This is a genomic window from Flavobacterium sp. 103 (assembly GCF_003096795.1).
In the GTDB taxonomy this organism is placed as follows: Bacteria; Bacteroidota; Bacteroidia; order Flavobacteriales; family Flavobacteriaceae; genus Flavobacterium.
Genome location: NZ_QENX01000001.1, coordinates 923,414 through 940,941, shown reverse-complemented (window position 1 = coordinate 940,941; position 17,528 = coordinate 923,414). Strand labels below are relative to the sequence as shown.

The 17,528-nt window shown below is 39.9% G+C and carries 8 protein-coding genes; 2 read left to right on the top strand and 6 right to left on the bottom strand.

Going from position 1 to position 17,528, the window contains the following annotated elements; translation table 11 throughout:
• Positions 1 to 47 precede the first annotated feature (47 nt).
• From C8C85_RS03775 to udk, 5 genes are all read right to left on the bottom strand, one after another.
• Positions 48 to 584 (bottom strand): hypothetical protein, encoded by a 537-nt coding sequence (locus C8C85_RS03775; RefSeq protein ID WP_116795898.1) that lies wholly within the window; start codon positions 582 to 584, stop codon positions 48 to 50.
• A gap of 553 nt (positions 585 to 1,137) precedes the next feature.
• Positions 1,138 to 3,264, bottom strand: a complete 2,127-nt coding sequence (scpA, locus tag C8C85_RS03770) for a methylmalonyl-CoA mutase (protein ID WP_116795897.1) — start codon at positions 3,262 to 3,264, stop codon at positions 1,138 to 1,140.
• Between the two features lie 79 nt (positions 3,265 to 3,343).
• Positions 3,344 to 4,708: a methylmalonyl-CoA mutase subunit beta gene (locus C8C85_RS03765; RefSeq protein ID WP_116795896.1), complete on the bottom strand. Its 1,365-nt coding sequence runs from the start codon at positions 4,706 to 4,708 to the stop codon at positions 3,344 to 3,346.
• Between the two features lie 34 nt (positions 4,709 to 4,742).
• Entirely contained in the window at positions 4,743 to 5,066 is a 324-nt protein-coding gene (locus tag C8C85_RS03760) for an FtsB family cell division protein (protein WP_116795895.1), read from the bottom strand.
• Positions 5,067 to 5,190: 124 nt separating this feature from the next.
• On the bottom strand, positions 5,191 to 5,799 hold the full coding sequence (gene udk, locus C8C85_RS03755; protein ID WP_116795894.1) for a uridine kinase: 609 nt from the start codon (positions 5,797 to 5,799) through the stop codon (positions 5,191 to 5,193).
• 344 nt (positions 5,800 to 6,143) lie between these two features.
• Between udk and C8C85_RS03750 the strand changes: the two genes are divergently transcribed.
• Both C8C85_RS03750 and C8C85_RS03745 read left to right on the top strand, forming a co-directional pair.
• Positions 6,144 to 6,506 carry a BlaI/MecI/CopY family transcriptional regulator gene (locus C8C85_RS03750; protein WP_116795893.1) on the top strand — a complete coding sequence of 121 codons (363 nt, stop codon included), beginning with the start codon at positions 6,144 to 6,146 and terminating at the stop codon, positions 6,504 to 6,506.
• Complete coding sequence (locus tag C8C85_RS03745; protein WP_116795892.1) at positions 6,503 to 8,596, top strand: M56 family metallopeptidase; 2,094 nt, start codon at positions 6,503 to 6,505, stop codon at positions 8,594 to 8,596. Before C8C85_RS03750 ends, C8C85_RS03745 begins: the two co-directional genes overlap by 4 nt.
• Before the next feature lie 157 nt (positions 8,597 to 8,753).
• On the opposite strand, the gene C8C85_RS03740 is transcribed toward C8C85_RS03745, so the two are convergent.
• Positions 8,754 to 17,231: a T9SS sorting signal type C domain-containing protein gene (locus C8C85_RS03740; protein WP_116795891.1), complete on the bottom strand. Its 8,478-nt coding sequence runs from the start codon at positions 17,229 to 17,231 to the stop codon at positions 8,754 to 8,756.
• Positions 17,232 to 17,528: the final 297 nt, after the last annotated feature.

Genomic DNA, 17,528 nt, shown 5'->3' with positions numbered 1-17,528 from the left:
AGAGGCGGTTTGGAAATGATTTTCCAAACCGCCTCTTAATTTTTTTGTTAGCTTTTATCGATAATTTCACCTTTCGGATTTACTTTTAATTTAATTACTTCGTTGTCTTTTTTGAGTTTTAAATTATATTCTTTTTTTGTAACATCTCCATTTTCTTGTGTATAGAGATATTTGTCATTTACAATTTGCCAACCCGGATATGCTTTGTAAATTGAATAAATGACAGGGGTAGGTAGTTGTGTATCGGTGTATTTTTCGACAACACTGGTAAGTTTTCCGTTGGAATCATAAGTGGCGGTCAAGATTCCATTTTGTCCTTCAAGAATAACAAGAAAATTATCAAAGCCTTCGTAGTCTTTTCCTAAATTATAGGCAATGAACTCTTTTTGAAGTTGTTTGACACCTGGATCTGGATTTTTGTCTGGTAAATAATAGGAGAAATCTTTACCAGCATTTTTAATAACAATCTCTGGTAGATCTACTGTGCTCATATTTCCTTCGTCATTACCTTCTCCTATCTTATTTTGAGAGTATGAGGTAATATGCATTCCTAAAACTAATGCAATAATTAAAACTGCTTTCATAATATTCTATTTTAAATTAATATTATATTTTGAAATTTTATTTTTAAAATAAATGGTAAGGCTTATTCATTTTCTTCCCCTTTTTGTTATATTATTTATTCTAAAAACTATTATAAAATTAGGTTAATTTTAATGCACGTATTGTTAACGCCTTGCTTAAAGGATGTTAATTTAAAAAGCCTTTTTTATTAAGATTGAGAGTCCTAAAATTTTAATTATTAAGCAAGTACCTCCCAATTTTAAATTTTAAAGTAGAAAATGGAGAGTTATATTAAAAAAAACAGATGAAGTCTGACAGTTCTTTGGGGAATAGTTTGTTTTTGGGGATTGGATTTTTTGCTTGTGCAAGATGAAAAAATCTAAAGAAAAAAGAAGAAAATAACTTTTCGATAAAATCGACGAGACTGATTATATGTGTCAATATTGCTTTGCAAAAAAATAAAGGAAGTTTTTAATATAGCTATTCAGTACTTTAACAATTAACTAAAGTACTGAATAGCTTTAAAAATCTGTTATTTAATGATTTCAATAAATTCTTTAAATGAAGTATTTATTAATCGATTAAAATTTCTAAAATTTGAATAGCTGCTTCACTTATTTTTGTTCCAGGTCCAAAAACGGCTACCGCTCCTGCATCAAATAAAAACTGGTAATCTTGTGTAGGGATAACTCCACCAACGATGACCATAATGTCTTCTCTTCCGTATTTTTTAAGTTCTTCAATTACTTGGGGAACCAATGTTTTATGACCAGCCGCGAGTGAGGACACACCTAGGATATGCACATCGTTTTCTACAGCTTGTTTGGCTGCTTCGGCTGGGGTTTGAAATAGTGGGCCTATATCCACGTCAAAACCCACATCAGCATAACCAGTGGCAACTACTTTAGCACCACGGTCGTGACCATCCTGTCCCATTTTGGCAATCATAATTCTTGGTCGACGTCCTTCCTGTTTGGCAAAAAGATCTGCCAGTTGTTTTGCTTTTTCAAAGCTTTTGTCGTCTTTCATTTCTTTGCTATACACTCCGCTAAAAGATTTAATTTGTGCTTTATATCTTCCGAAAACAGTTTCCAATGCATCGCTAATTTCGCCCAATGTACAACGATTTCTTGCTGCTTCAACTGCAAATTCAAGTAAGTTTCCTTCTCCAGTTTCGGCACAAAGCTTCAATTTTTGAAGAGATGCCTGTACTTTATCAGCATCTCTGGTTGCTTTAATTCTGTCTAATTGTTCGAGTTGTTGTTGTCTAACCATTTGATTGTCGACATCCAAAATCTGTAATGGATCTTCTTTTTCCAAACGGTATTTGTTGACCCCAACAATGATGTCTTGACTACTGTCGATACGGGCTTGCTTACGGGCAGCGGCTTCCTCAATTCGAATCTTAGGGATTCCGGTTTCAATAGCTTTGGTCATTCCTCCCAATTCTTCCACTTCTTCGATGAGTTTCCAAGCTTTCTCTGCAATTTCTTTGGTCAGGCTTTCTACATAATAGCTACCAGCCCATGGATCTACTGTTTTGGTGATTTTGGTTTCTTCCTGCAAATAGATTTGGGTATTCCGTGCAATTCGAGCTGAAAAATCTGTAGGTAAAGCAATCGCTTCGTCCAGTGCATTAGTGTGTAAAGACTGTGTTCCTCCAAAAGCTGCCGCGGTTGCTTCAATACAAGTGCGCGCCACATTGTTGAAAGGGTCTTGCTCCGTCAAACTCCAACCCGATGTTTGGCAATGAGTTCTCAATGCCAATGATTTTTCATCTTTTGGGCTGAATTGTTTGATTAATTTAGCCCATATCATTCTTCCTGCTCTCATTTTGGCAATTTCCATAAAATGGTTCATCCCGATAGCCCAGAAAAAAGAGAGGCGAGGAGCAAAATCATCAATTTTCATTCCCGTAGCCAATCCTGTTCTAATATATTCCAATCCATCGGCCAATGTGTAAGCTAATTCTATATCAGCTGTTGCTCCAGCTTCCTGCATATGGTAGCCTGAGATGGAAATGGAATTGAATTTTGGCATTTTGTTGCTGGTGAATTCAAATATGTCTGCTATGATTTTCATTGATGGAGTAGGCGGGTAGATATAGGTATTGCGCACCATAAATTCTTTCAGGATGTCATTTTGAATAGTTCCCGAAAGTTGTTCCGGTTTTACTCCTTGTTCTTCGGCAGCAACAATATAAAAAGCCATAATCGGTAAAACGGCGCCATTCATAGTCATTGAAACCGACATTTCGTCAAGCGGAATCTGGTTAAAGAGTACTTTCATGTCTTCAACAGAGTCTATGGCAACTCCCGCTTTTCCGACATCACCTACTACGCGTTCGTGATCCGAATCGTAACCTCTGTGTGTAGGTAAATCAAAAGCGATTGAAAGCCCTTTTTGACCTGCTGCTAGGTTTCGTCTGTAAAAAGCATTGCTTTCTTCGGCAGTTGAGAATCCTGCATATTGACGTATCGTCCAAGGCCTGCGTACGTACATGGTGGCATAAGGACCACGCAAGTTGGGTGCAAAGCCTGCTCCAAAATCAAGATGCTCAATAGATTCTATATCTTTTTCAGCATACGTTTTGTGAAGTTCAATTCCTTCTGCGGTTAGGAAGTTCTCAGACTGTGGACTGCGGTCTGCAGACTGGAAATCTTCTTTAAGCTTTATATGTTGTAAATCTTTTCTTTTCATTTTTTTAGCCTTTAATCACTTTAGTTACTTGACCAAATTGATTTTTAGTTTCTATTGAAGACTGAATATTGTAACTTGATTACTCTTCAGAAAGTCTTTCCTGCTCTAATTTTTCCGCTAATCTTTTTTCTATTATTGGAGTAATCAAAGTTTTTCTTGGTTTGATTTTTACAAAAGGAAACAATTCTAAATCATGTTTCATTTTGTCATTTTTGTTGGGATATTTGTTGGTTCCCAAAAGTGTTTCTTTTCCGGAATCAAACAAGCTTTGTTCGGCATCTGCACTTTCCTGTATTTTTCTTTTGATAACACCTTCATTCAGTTGTTTTAGAAAACCTCCGTTAACTTCAATGTCTTTGAATAATACTAATGCTTTTTCGGCCAATTGATTGGTTAAGCTTTCAATATAATAACTTCCATCGCTAGGATTGTCTACTTTGTCAAAGTAACTTTCGTCTTTTAGAATCAACAATTGGTTTCTGGCAATTCTATCTCCAAATTCATTGTCTTTGTGGTACAAAGCATCATAGGGTAAATTAGCAATCGCATTTGCTCCGCCAAGAATAGCACTCATACATTCGGTTGTAGTGCGCAGCATATTCACATTATAATCGTAGATAGTTTTGTTGCGCTTTGTTGGAGTAACCAGTAAATGACAATCCAAATTGTGATTGTATTCTTTGGCTATGGTTTTGAAAAGGATTCTAAAAGCACGAAGTTTTGCGATTTCGAAAAAATAATTAGATCCAACTGAAATCTGAAAAACGATAGGTTGATTTATGTCTTGAATTCGGTTAAAATATTCATTGGCGTGAGCCAGACTATAGGCAATTTGTTGTACCATAGTGGCGCCTGCATTTTGATACAATCCGCCGTTGATACTTATGATCGAAAGCGATGCCGTTTCATTGGCAAGTATATTTAAAGTGTCAAAATTGTTTTTTTCTGGGGTATTGTACCAATTCCCGTCTTTGGCCAATTGTCCGATTGGATCCAAAAGACAATAGACTGTTGCTTTTTTTTCTTTTGCAATAGCGTTAATCTTTTTAACGAAATCGATTGAAATAAAATTGAAATGAAAGTACAAGACAATTTTTTCTAAAGGAAGTTTTTCCAATAGTTTTGCAATATTTACGGTTTCTTCTGGAATGGTAAAACGTAAACTTTCGGCACCACGATTGATGGAGTCCAACGCTTTTTCGATTGATTTTTCTAAATCAAAGACATAGATATTTTGGCAAATTCTAAATTGCGAAGCTTTTGTGGAAACAGTATACTTTTTGGCAATATCTTCTTTATCGTAAAATGGTTTTACTTTGATATCCTCGGGAGAATTCCAGATTACGGTTTCGTTATAATCGGCTCCTTTGAGTTCAAATTGAATTTTTTGTTTCCAAAGTTTTGCAGAAACAGGGCTGAAATCGTCGAATAAATTCTTGGCCATTTTTAATTGTAGTTAGATTTGAAATGCGATAGGATTATTTTTTTTTGACAGTATCACCATCAAACTCGATGATATAAATATCTTCACTATCTTTTTTCATATAGTATTTTTCCCGAGCATATTTTTCAATTTGCAACGGATTTTTTAGTTGTTTGATGTTTTCTTCATCTTTTTTTATTTCGCCTTGATAATAAGTAGCATTGTCTTCTAATTCATTAATTTGTTTGTCTAGAAAGCGATGTTCAAAATAGGAGTAATTATCCAAAAAAACCATCCATGTTAAAAATGATAACGAGACCCAAACGTACTTGTTACTTAGGAATTTAAACCAAGATTTGTCTTTAAATGGGTTTTTCATTGGGAATATTTTTTAATCCAAATTTAATAGGAAACGACTATTTGTTTTATAACTCTTTAATTTACAATATACAAAATACAACAAAGAATAGTTGTGAATTAAACACGATAAAATTACAACAAAATTATAAAATACGTTGATTAATTACGGCGCGAACTACATCGATGGCCACAGTATTGAATTTGTCGTTGGGAATTATAATGTCGGCATAGGCTTTTGAAGGTTCAATAAATTGCTCATGCATTGGTTTTAGGGTACTTTGATAGCGGTTCAGAACTTCATGCATGTCTCTTCCACGTTCGGCAATATCTCTTTTCATACGACGAATTAAGCGTTCATCTGAATCGGCATGAACAAATATTTTGATGTCAAAAAGATTTCTTAATTCGGGATTTGTCAGGATTAAGATGCCTTCCACAATCATTACTTTTCTTGGATGCGTAACAACGATGTCGTCGGTTCTATTGTGTTGCACAAAAGAATAGACAGGTTGATTAATGGTATTACCGGCCTTTAATTCTTTGAGGTGTGCTACCAACAATTCGAAATCAATAGCTCTTGGATGATCAAAATTGATATGGGAACGGTCTTCGTAACTCAGGTCGTGCGTTTGTTTGTAGTACGAGTCTTGAGCAATAATCCCAACTTCAGCTTCGGGTAATTCATTCATGATTTGATGTACCACGGTTGTTTTTCCTGATCCTGTTCCCCCTGCGATTCCTATTATGAGCATAAAATAGATTTATTGTGTTTTAAGGTGCAAAAATAGGATTTATATTTTTATAAATAGAATCGATTTGTTCTAGAATGTATTAGTATAAAGAGAAAAAAAGTTGTTAATCTATATGTTTATGCTATTGGGGTTTGTAGTGTTTCTCAAATTAGTATTGTTATGTTATAGAACCTAAATAGTTATTTAAAATGTTGTTAATCAATTGGTTTTAAAGGATGTATTGAAGTTATTTTTAATCTTTAATCGTGCGAATTTTACATTATTACTAATTGATTAGTTAAAATACTAACAAATTAGTTTGTATACTAATTAATTAGTAGTATCTTGCGCTAAAATATTTAACCATGATAAAATTAGCTAAGCGAGAAGAACAGATAATGCAAGTATTTTGGGATTTAAACAAAGCCTTTATTAGGGACATAATTCCATTGCTGCCAGATCCAAAACCGCATTATAACAGTGTGGCAACAATAGTGAAGATACTGGAGGAGAAAGGGTTTCTAAATCATGAAACAGCCGGAAATATGCATAGTTTTTTTCCAGTTATCAGCAGAGAAGAATACCAACAATTTGCGCTGAAGGATATTGTTAGTCAGTACTTTGATAACTCTTATCCTCGAATGCTTGCTTTTTTTGCCAAAGAGCAAAAGCTTACTGAAAATGAATTGGATGAAATAGTGAACATCATTAAAAAAGATAAAATATGATACCTTATATTTTGTATACAGCCCTTATTCTTTCTGCCTGTCTTATGTTTTATAAGCTGCTTCTGCAAAAAGAAACTTTCTTTCAATTGAACAGGCTTGTGTTGCTAAGCTGTATGATTTTGGCTTTTATTTTGCCATTGCTTCCAGTTCCTCAGCAACTGTCGTTAAGGAAAGATGTTATTGTAAAACATATTCCTTTGGCAGAAACGGCTGTTGTCAAAAATCAGGCTGTCCAGCTAAAAGCAGTTCCAGTACAGGAAGTGTATATTGAACAAGCTAAACAGACATTTGATGTTGACTTGTTGTTCCATTGGCTAGTTTATTTGTATTGGTTTGGCGTATTAATCTTTGCGCTTAACTTTTTGATGCAGGCTTGCGTGCTGTTGTATAGAGCGTATTCCTTATCGGCAATTCAGGATGGAAAATTCCGAATTGTGGAAATTACTGGCGACAAAGCGCCTTGTTCATTTGCTAACAATATTTTCATCAACCCAGAGAAATACGAGTGGGAAACGTATACTCAGATTTTGCAGCATGAAAAAATTCATATTGAGCAAAAACATACTGTTGACCTTTTACTTGCAGAAGTAGTTCTTATTTTTCAATGGTTCAATCCTTTTGCATGGCAATGGCGAAAAGCATTGGAAAGCAATCTTGAATTTTTGACTGATGATAAAATGCTGCAACAGGACACTGTTGAAAAAGAGAGTTATCAGTTTAGCCTGCTTAAGGTAGCGGCACCCCATTTTCCATTGAGTCTTACAACTAATTATAATCAATCATTAATCAAAAAACGAATCATTATGATGAATTCAAAAAAATCAAGCGTTCACACAACATGGAAATATTTTTTCCTGTTACCTTTATTAGTCTTGTTTGTCTGCCTTTTTAATCAACCGGTAGCGCAAGGCCAAACTTTAAATTTGAATGAAGAATCCAAAGAACCAAATGAGCATTCAAACATTCAAAATGGAATGGATACAGAGGGAAGCTGGTTTGCAGTTATCAAAGGCAATACAGTAAGTATTCAGTTTAAAAACGATGAGAGCAATAATTCATCAACTACTTTTCAGTTGAGTGAATTGAAAGGGCTGACAAAGGACATGAAAGGCGAGTTCACAATAACACGCGAAGCGGGAATCATGAATTTTGAAGGAAAATTTGAAGGAAACAATGGAATGGGAACGTATAAATTTGTTGCCAGCAAAAATTTTAGCAAAGAAATGGCTGAAGAAGGAGTTACAATTACGGATGAAAGCGACCTTATGGTTTTCTTTATGGTAAATGTGAAAACTTCGTATGTAAAAATGCTGAAGAAAAACGGATACAAGGATATTGATAAAGATCAATTGATTCCGTTGGTGTCTTTAGATGCAAATGAGGAGTATGTTACTTCTATTAAGCAGGCTGGTATTCCTGATTTTGATTTGGATGATTTAATTCCTTTTAAATCAATGGGGATAGACAAAGCTTATATCGATGAGATACGCCAAGCTGGTTATAAAAATATTACTGCGGATAATATTATTGCATTAAAATCTCAAGGCGTTAATGGCAAATTTATTGCGGATTTTCATAACTCGACTAGCAGTAAAGACGATGATGAATCTGGGGACAATATTATTGCGTTTAAGTCTTTAAATATCGATAAAAAATTTATTGATTCTTTTAAAGAATTGGGATATAACGATCTTTCTAACGATGATCTTATGGCTTTAAAATCCTTAAATATTACTCCAGCATATATCAATGAGTTTGAAAAGATAGGCTATAAAAATCTGAAACCGGATGATTTGTTTGCTTTGAAATCTTTAAATATTACTCCAAAGTATATAATTGAATTTGAAAAGATAGGTTATAAAAATCTGAAACCGGATGACTTGTTTGCTTTAAAATCACAGAACATAACTCCAGATTTGATAAATGAATACAAAAATCTAGGATTTAATGATTTAGATGTTGATAATGTTATTGCAGCAAAATCGATGGGAGTTTCTCCTGCCTTTATTAAAACCATGAAAGAAAAGGGACATAATTTTAAAACCCTTGAAAAATATATTGAATTGAAAGCGGTTGTTGGTGTCAATTAAAAGGGCAAACAACTAATTCAGTACAAAAAAAATAATCTAGCTGTAAGACCGAAAAGCCCAAACCGAAAGGAATGGGCTTTTCGTTTTATTGTCATGTCCTACAATAGTTGTCCTAAAGTGATAACTTAAATATAAGCAACTTTATTCTAACCACTATTTAATAAATAATTTTGTCGGTAACAATTTTACCATTTTTCAAACGGATTTGCACCATTAAAAATTGATTGGTAGAACTAAAGTCAGGAACATTAAATTCATTACTATTAATGTTATCCTTTTCATAAAGTTTTCTTCTGCTCAAATCATAAATGGTAACATTTTCAATAGTTTGGTCAAAAGAATTGATTTTTATATGATGGTTTTTAACAGAGACAAGTACTTTTTTATTTATTTCATCTAAAATATTTGCATAATCACTTATTTTAATTGAACTATCTATATATCTCAATACAAAACGATCATCAAATGTTCCTATAGCTGTAGAAAAACTATAAGCTCCATTTTTAAGATTAACAATAGTACCAGTCAATTTGTCCTCTAAAAATATTGGCAGACTTGCTAAAACGCCATCTGTTTGCTCAATATTTATTGAAAAAGTTCCTTCTATTGTCGTTTTAAAACCTAAAAGCACTTGATCCATTACATCAAAAGGCAATGCACGTCCTTGAATTGAAAGTTTCTTGCTTTCGTTAATACTATAAAAATCAACATATTTATTAGCGTTCAAAGTCTGACCATCAAAAAGTCTATCTAGTCCATTGGTAGCATTAGTAACATAGCCCAGCAACAATTGCTTGAAGGCACCATCTGTATTTGATAGATTGAGCCAAACTCTATGTTTTTTCAATGCGCTACTTGTTTTTGGTTTTGGTCCTTTAAAAAATTGGGAATTATTTAGTATTGTGCCTCCAGGGCCTACTCGCATCGTATTTTCAAAAGTAACCGTACCTGCAGCGTTTGACGTGGCGAAAAATGCTTGTCCAGCTGCAATTTTCCCTGTTGGGATAGAATTGTTGACACCTGTATTTGCAGCTGCCGTTCCAGTACCACCCACTGCATTATAAGAAGCATAATCATTACCATTGTATTTTAAATTGGTAACAGGTGTATTATGTGTCCAAAAACGGATAGTTCCATCTAATGCTGGATTTGCTCCTAAAAATTCATCAGCATCTAAGGCAGAGGGGTATGGGTTTCCTAAAAGATAGCTCAATCCAGAACCAGCTATAGAAACAGAGATAGTACCATTGTTTGGCACGCCAATAAAGCTTGCGGTATGAACGGCTGGAGTCGCATTTGCCTGTGGACCACGAATAATGTAACCAGTCCCTTTTTCCATTACTGTTCCAGTAGCTTCTACTTTCCATTTTCCCCCAACAGCATCCCAAGAAAGATATTTATCGAATAATGTGGTAGGCGAAACATTCAATAATGTTTGAGGATAGACAGGAGACGACCAATAGGTGTAGTCAAATTTACCAACCGGAGTAGTATTTCTTTTATAAGTTATATTTCCTGTATTGACGACATTATTGGTTTGTATTAAGCTTGAATTGTTTTCAAATATTAGTGATCCACTTCCTAAAACATCTATCCCGTTTTCGAGTACTAAAGAAAATCCGGGATTAACAGTTACCGTTACTCCAGTATCCACTTCACAGGAGCAGGCTTGTATGTCTCCTGAAAATGTATAATTGCTTGCGAAAATTGCTTTTTTGAGTACATCAGGAACTCCATTAGACCACGATCCTGAATAAGTAGTAACAGCCGCTGCATTTAAAACAACTGTTGTTGCTAAAGTTTCGCAACCATTAGTGTTTTTTACTCTTACTTTATAAGTTCCTGCAGCCAATAAATCTTTTACGTTCGAAGATTGATAAGTGGCACCGTCATCAAAACTATACTGGTCTGATGGATCGACAACTGATTCATTAATGGTTATTTGTCCAGTTGCTGTTACACAATTTGGTTGCACTAGAGTAGCAGTAAAAGCAGTAGGACTTGCTCCGGTTGTTAGTGTAAGAGTAGTAGAATTAGCGCTAGTTCCGCAACTGTTTTCTGCTCGAACCCTTATATAGAAAGTTAATCCTGAAGCCAATCCTGTTACGTTTTCTGTTACCACACCACTACCAAGCAATAAATTATTATAGGCAGGAATAATGTCTGTAAAGATATTATCTCTAGCAACGTCTATACGATAACCTGTTACATTAGGTATTGTTGTCCAATTTGCCGTAACATCATTACAGTTAACTGTTCCGGCTGTAAGTATCGGAACGGCAGGTGTGGGCAATTGTGCCGCATTGCTGAACGAAGCCGAAGCGGCAGAGGTACATCCTCCGCTACTTGCCGTAACGGTATAGGAAGTTCCAAGTGTCATTCCGCTGATTGCTCCTCCTGCTCCTGCGCTCGGACCTGCTGGGGTGAACGCATAAGTATTACCCGCATTGTAGTTGCTTATGGTGCTGGTTCCGTCTGCAGAACAGCTTGCCGCAGTACTGCTGAGTGTCGGAACTGCAGGTGTTGTTAGTTGGGCCGCATTGCTGAATGAGGCCGATGCAGTAGAGGTACAACCTCCGCTGCTGGCCGTAACGGTATAGGAAGTTCCAAGTGTCATTCCGCTGATTGCTCCTCCTGCTCCTGCGCTCGGACCTGCTGGGGTGAAGGTATAGGTGTTACCCGCATTGTAGTTGCTTATGGTGCTGGTTCCGTCTGCAGAACAGCTTGCCGCAGTACTGCTGAGTGTCGGAACTGCAGGTGTTGTTAGTTGGGCCGCATTGCTGAATGAGGCCGATGCAGTAGAGGTACAACCTCCGCTGCTGGCCGTAACGGTATAGGAAGTTCCAAGTGTCATTCCGCTGATTGCTCCTCCTGCTCCTGCGCTCGGACCTGCTGGGGTGAAGGTATAGGTGTTACCCGCATTGTAGTTGCTTATGGTGCTGGTTCCGTCTGCAGAACAGCTTGCCGCCGTGTTGCTTAATGTCGGAACTGTAGGTGTGGGCAATTGTGCCGCATTGCTGAATGAAGCTGATGCTGCAGAGGTACAACCTCCACTACTGGCCGTAACAGTATAGGAGGTACCAACGGTCATGCCGCTGATTGCCCCTCCTGCGCCCACGGACGGACCTGCTGGGGTGAAGGCATAGGTGTTACCCGCATTGTAATTGCTGATGGAGCTGGTTCCATCCGCAGAACAGCTTGCTGCCGTACTACTTAATGTAGGAATTGCAGGTGTCGGCAACTGTGCCGCATTGCTAAACGAAGCGGATGCTGCAGATGTACAACCTCCACTACTGGCGGTAACGGTATAGGATGTTCCAACGGTCATGCCGCTTATTGCCCCTCCGGCGCCCACAGTTGGACCTGCCGGTGTGAACGCATAGGTATTACCCGCATTGTAATTGCTGATAGTGCTGGTTCCGTCAGCAGAACAGCTTGCCGCCGTGTTGCTTAATGTCGGAACTGCAGGTGTGGGCAATTGAGCCGCATTGCTGAACGAAGCCGAAGCGGCAGAGGTACAGCCTCCGCTGCTGGCCGTAACGGTATAGGAAGTTCCAAGTGTCATTCCGCTGATTGCTCCTCCTGCTCCTGCGCTCGGACCTGCCGGTGTGAAAGTATAGGTGTAACCCGCGTTGTAATTGCTGATGGTGCTGGTTCCGTCAGCAGAACAGCTTGCCGCCGTGGTGCTTAATGTAGGAACTGCAGGTGTGGGCAATTGAGCCGCATTGCTGAACGAAGCCGAAGCGGCAGAGGTACAGCCTCCGCTGCTGGCCGTAACGGTATAGGAAGTTCCAAGTGTCATTCCGCTGATTGCTCCTCCTGCCCCTGCGCTCGGACCTGCTGGGGTGAACGCATAAGTATTACCCGCATTGTAGTTGCTGATGGTGCTGGTTCCATTCGCTGAACAGCTTGCTGCTGTGCTACTGAGTGTCGGAACTGCAGGTGTTGGCAGCTGTGCCGCATTACTGAATGAAGCCGAAGCTGCAGAGGTACAACCTCCACTAGTGGCTGTAACGGTATAGGAAGTGCCAAGTGTCATTCCGCTTATTGATCCACCTGCTCCTGCGCTCGGACCTGCTGGGGTGAAGGTATAGGTGTTACCCGCATTGTAGTTACTTATGGTGCTGGTTCCGTCTGCAGAACAGCTAGCTGCCGTACTGCTGATTGTAGGAACTGCAGGTGTGGGCAATTGAGCCGCATTGCTGAACGAAGCCGAAGCGGCAGAGGTACAGCCTCCGCTGCTGGCCGTAACGGTATAGGAAGTTCCAAGTGTCATTCCGCTGATTGCTCCTCCTGCTCCTGCGCTCGGACCTGCCGGAGTGAAAGTATAGGTGTTACCCGCGTTGTAATTACTGATGGTACTGGTTCCGTCAGCAGAACAGCTTGCCGCCGTGTTGCTTAATGTCGGAACGGCAGGTGTCGGCAACTGTGCCGCATTGCTGAACGAAGCCGAAGCGACAGAGGTACAGCCTCCGCTGCTGGCCGTAACGGTATAGGAAGTTCCAAGTGTCATTCCGCTGATTGCTCCTCCTGCTCCTGCGCTCGGACCTGCCGGTGTGAAGGTATAGGTGTTGCCCGCGCTGTAGTTGCTGATGGTGCTGGTTCCGTCTGCAGAACAGCTAGCTGCCGTACTGCTGATTGTAGGAACTGCAGGTGTGGGCAATTGTGCCGCATTGCTGAACGAAGCCGAAGCGGCAGAGGTACAACCTCCACTAGTGGCTGTAACGGTATAGGACGTTCCAACGGTCATGCTACTGATTGCCCCTCCGGCGGCCACTGTTGGCCCAGTTGGGGTGAAGGTATAGGAGTTGCCCGCCGCGTAATTGCTTATGGTGCTGGTTCCAGCTGCAGAACAGGTGGCTGCCGTACTGTTGATTGTGGGTATTGCAGGTGTAGGTAATTGGGCCGCAATGCTGAACGATGCCGAAGCGACAGATTGGGTACAACTACCGTTAGTGGCTTTTACCGTGTAAGAAGTTCCAATAGTCATGCCACTGATGAGCCCACCGGCACCAACTGTTGGGCCTGCTGGTGTGAACGCATAGGTGAATCCTGCATTGTAATTACTGACGGTGCTGGTTCCAGCTGCAGAACAGCTGGCTGCTGTATTACTGATTGTAGGAGCCGGGGTAGGTGGTACCCCATTTACAGTAAGATTTGTGTTAGTAGAAGTACATCCTGAGGTTGTATTAGTAGTAGCTACTGTATAGCTTCCCGGGTTTAAATTGGCGAATGTCGCTCCCGCTTGTGTTACCGCTGGTACAGCCGGACTAATTCCTGTTAGGGTATAAGTGACATTACCTGCCGGAGCTGGAACAGTTACCGTTATTGTTCCTTTTGGAGTGGCACAGGTAGGCTGTGCAGTTACGCTTGCCGTAGGTATTGCAGGTACTGCTGGCTGCGCATTAATAACCACATCAGCAGTTGCTGCTGAAGTACATGTTGATTGTGTTACCGTGTAAGTATAGGTACCAGCAGCTAGAGAGATAGTGGTACTTGCTCCAGTTCCAGATGTAGTTGCGGAAGAGGTACCACTTCTATTAAGGGTCCAAGTGCCAGATGTTGGTAAACCACTTAATACCACGCTACCTGTCGCTGTAGCACAGGTGGGTTGTGTAATTGTTCCTACAGTTGGAGGCGCGAGAGATCCAACCGTAATCGTAATGGTATTGCTGACTGCACTACAACCACCTCCTGCAGATCCGTAAATAGCATAACGGCGGTAGTATGTTGTTGCACTTAGGTTTGGTGGGGTGTATGTAGTTCCAGTAGCACCGGAAATATTGGTGAAGGTGGAATTGTTTGGCGAAGATTGCCATTGATAGGAAAAATTATATCCAGATATTGGAGTTCCAACTGTTGCTGCTGTTACTTGGCTTAATATTGTAGGAGTATAAGGAGTTGGACAAGAACTTTGGTCTGTTCCGATTGAACCTGGAGTTAGGGTAGGGTTTCCATTTGTGGTTAATGTAATAACATCACTGGTGCCTGGACATCCATTTACGGTAAGTATTAATCGAAAATAATAAGTGCCGGGTGTGGTCTCAAAAATACTGTAAGCAGGGTCAAATAGATATTGTGGTGTAGTACTTGTAGGGCCGGGGGCATTTACCCAAGTGGCTTGATTATCATAGCTTACCTGCCATTGTCCAGTTGCTGTAGGACCAAATGTAGTGGCGTTTACTCCAGCAGGATTACCCGAATGGATATCAATATCATTTTCGGCTTGCGCAATATGTCCACAAGCAGCTATACTATACGTTTTGTCATTCACCTGTTCAGTAAACTCAATAGTAACAACAGGTGTTGGATTTATTGTCATTGTAGCCGTTGCGGTTCGAGTAAGACTGCTACAGCCTAAGGCAGTACGAGCTTCCGCATAATAAGTAACAGTACTTGTAGGCGAAACGGATAGATTTGCACCACTTGTAGAGTTTCCAATGCTAGCTCCTCCTGTGGCGACGGTGTACCAATAAATGGTATTACCAGCAGAAGTGGCATTCAGGGTAATATTTGCAGTGCCACATATTGTAGAAGGAGTACTAGGAGTGACTGAAGTTGGGGCAGAGGGAGTAGGATTAACTGTTAAAGTAATTGTATTAGAAGTAACCGGACAGGTTGCATTATTGAGAACGACGTCAAAAACAGCACCATTTTCTGAGACAGCCGGATTGGTTATTGCTAGGGTATTCGTGGTAACCCCGCTATACGGAGCAGTATTGGTTAAATTCACACCGTTTTTTCTCCATTGATAGGTGGTCACTCCTGTTGCGGCTACAGTAATAGTAACTGTCGCGGCTCCGGCACAAACAGTGGAAGAAGGAGTGGCAGCAGGTTGTGTAGTAATTGATGGAAGAACATTTGAAGTTACCGAGGCAGTAGCGATTCTGGTAGAACTTACGCAACCGGTTGCCGCATTTTTGGATTCAGCATAATAAACGGTTGCTGTCGGGGCAGACACAAATAAATCGATACCACTAGGAGATGATCCAATTGAGGTGCCTCCTGTTGCCTGCGTATACCAATCAATTGTATTGCCGGCTGAAGTGGCTCTCAAAGGTGTGGTACCGGCTGTAGTGCATGCCGCTACTGGACTGTTCGGGGTAACTGCTGTTGGTGCTGCCGGAAGAGTGTTAACTGTTAAGGTCGCATTGCCGGATACGAGTCCACATGTTGAGCCATTGAGCATGACAGTATAGGTTCCACTATCTGCTGTGGTAGGGTTGGTTATGGTTAGTGTTGCAGTATTAACCCCACTAAAAGGGGCAGTATTAGTTAAGTCCACCCCATTTCTTCTCCATTGATATGTATTGACCCCAGTAGCTATTATACTAATAGTTCTTGTTCCTAATCCTTGACAAACTGCTGTAGGAGAAACTGGTTGAGTATTAATTGTTGGGAGGGCACTTGTTGTTACAGTACCTGATGCTGTACGTGTGGAACTTGTGCAAGATGCGGGGGCGGGGCTCCGAGCTTCTGCATAGTAAGTTGTAGTTGTATTGTTGGGAGGAGCTGCTGGTGTAAAATTGGCTCCACTTGCAGAGGTTCCAATATTACCAGGTCCTGTGGGAACTGTGTACCAAATAATTGTATTTCCAGCTGAAGTCGCATTCAATGTAATGTTCGATCCGTTACAAATATTTTGAGGAGTATTAGGGGTAACTGAGGTAGGAGCAGCTGGTAAAGGATTTACCGTCACTAAGGCTGTTGCAGTTCGTGTAGCGCTGACACAGCCTGGAGAAGATTGTGCTTCCGCATAATAAGTAGTATTTCCCGCAGGTGAAACAGGAAAATCAATGCCACTTGCAGACGATCCGATTGAAGTGCCTCCTGTAGGTACTGTATACCAATTGATAGTGTTTCCTGAAGAAGTTGCATTCAAATTAGTGCTTTTTCCAAAACAGATAGATATGCCACTTGATGGAGTGACAGGAGAGGGCGCAGCAAGTACAGCAGGTGTGTTGTATGTTATTGTAATCTGACCTGAACCTCCATTTCCCCCGTTAGAAGGGCCTGCTCCAGCCAGTAACAATCCACCACCACCGCCACCGCCTGGTGCTGTTCCGTTATTTCCGTTTGATTCTATGGTTGCAGCGAGTCCTCCATTTCCTCCATTGGCGCTATTCCCTCCAGCTTCACCAGCTGTCGCTGATCCTATAGTTCCATTACCACCAGAAGTATTTGTAGTTCCCCCAGAAGCAGTTCCCCCAAGTCCAGCTGTACCATTGTCTTGAAATCCTCCCATACCACCGTTAGCGGTTAAAGCAAGAATAGTAGTCGAACCTCCGTCCCCACCATTTCCGGAACCTCCTACTCCTCCTTGACCAACAGTGTAATTTATAATTTGACCAGGAGTTACCGCTACGATATAAGTACTATATCCGCCACCGCCGCCGCCAGAACCTCCACTAGGATTAATCGTGGCACCACCACCGGCACCACCGCCTCCCCAAGCCTCCACGGTAAGGGAAGTAACGCCACAGGGGACTGTCCAAGTAGCTGAACCAGGAGTCGTAAGATTTACAGTAGTTTGAGCAAAAACGGAATTCCCAAACGTAAAAAGAATTAAAACAGGCCAAAATAAAATGACAGTTTTTGATACATATTGTTCCAAGTTTAGATAGAATTTTTTCATGCTACACCTTTTTATGATTGTTTGGTTAAATTAAAAAACAGGAGTTGAGCACCTTTTTTTAATTGAAGGTTGTAGGTCTGAAAAGAAGATTTTGGGTAAGGGTCAATTATACAAAAATCAATATTTTTTAGTAGTTAAAATACTGTTTTTTACTGTATTAAAATAACATATAAATATACAAAGACAATAATCAAAAAATAAATTAAGTCGTTGAAATTCAGTTTTATCCGTTGTTGTGATACTTTTTTTTAACTTCTTTTTTTTGATAGATGTTTTTTTGGGTTAAATCTTTGTTAT

Excerpts from the sequence above, each read along its gene's own strand:
- C8C85_RS03775 (WP_116795898.1), bottom strand. The coding sequence starts at position 584 with ATGAAAGCAGTTTTAATTATTGCATTAGTTTTAGGAATGCATATTACC.
- scpA (WP_116795897.1), bottom strand. The coding sequence starts at position 3,264 with ATGAAAAGAAAAGATTTACAACATATAAAGCTTAAAGAAGATTTCCAG.
- C8C85_RS03765 (WP_116795896.1), bottom strand. The coding sequence starts at position 4,708 with ATGGCCAAGAATTTATTCGACGATTTCAGCCCTGTTTCTGCAAAACTT.
- C8C85_RS03760 (WP_116795895.1), bottom strand. The coding sequence starts at position 5,066 with ATGAAAAACCCATTTAAAGACAAATCTTGGTTTAAATTCCTAAGTAAC.
- udk (WP_116795894.1), bottom strand. The coding sequence starts at position 5,799 with ATGCTCATAATAGGAATCGCAGGGGGAACAGGATCAGGAAAAACAACC.
- C8C85_RS03750 (WP_116795893.1), top strand. The coding sequence starts at position 6,144 with ATGATAAAATTAGCTAAGCGAGAAGAACAGATAATGCAAGTATTTTGG.
- C8C85_RS03745 (WP_116795892.1), top strand. The coding sequence starts at position 6,503 with ATGATACCTTATATTTTGTATACAGCCCTTATTCTTTCTGCCTGTCTT.
- C8C85_RS03740 (WP_116795891.1), bottom strand. The coding sequence starts at position 17,231 with ATGAAAAAATTCTATCTAAACTTGGAACAATATGTATCAAAAACTGTC.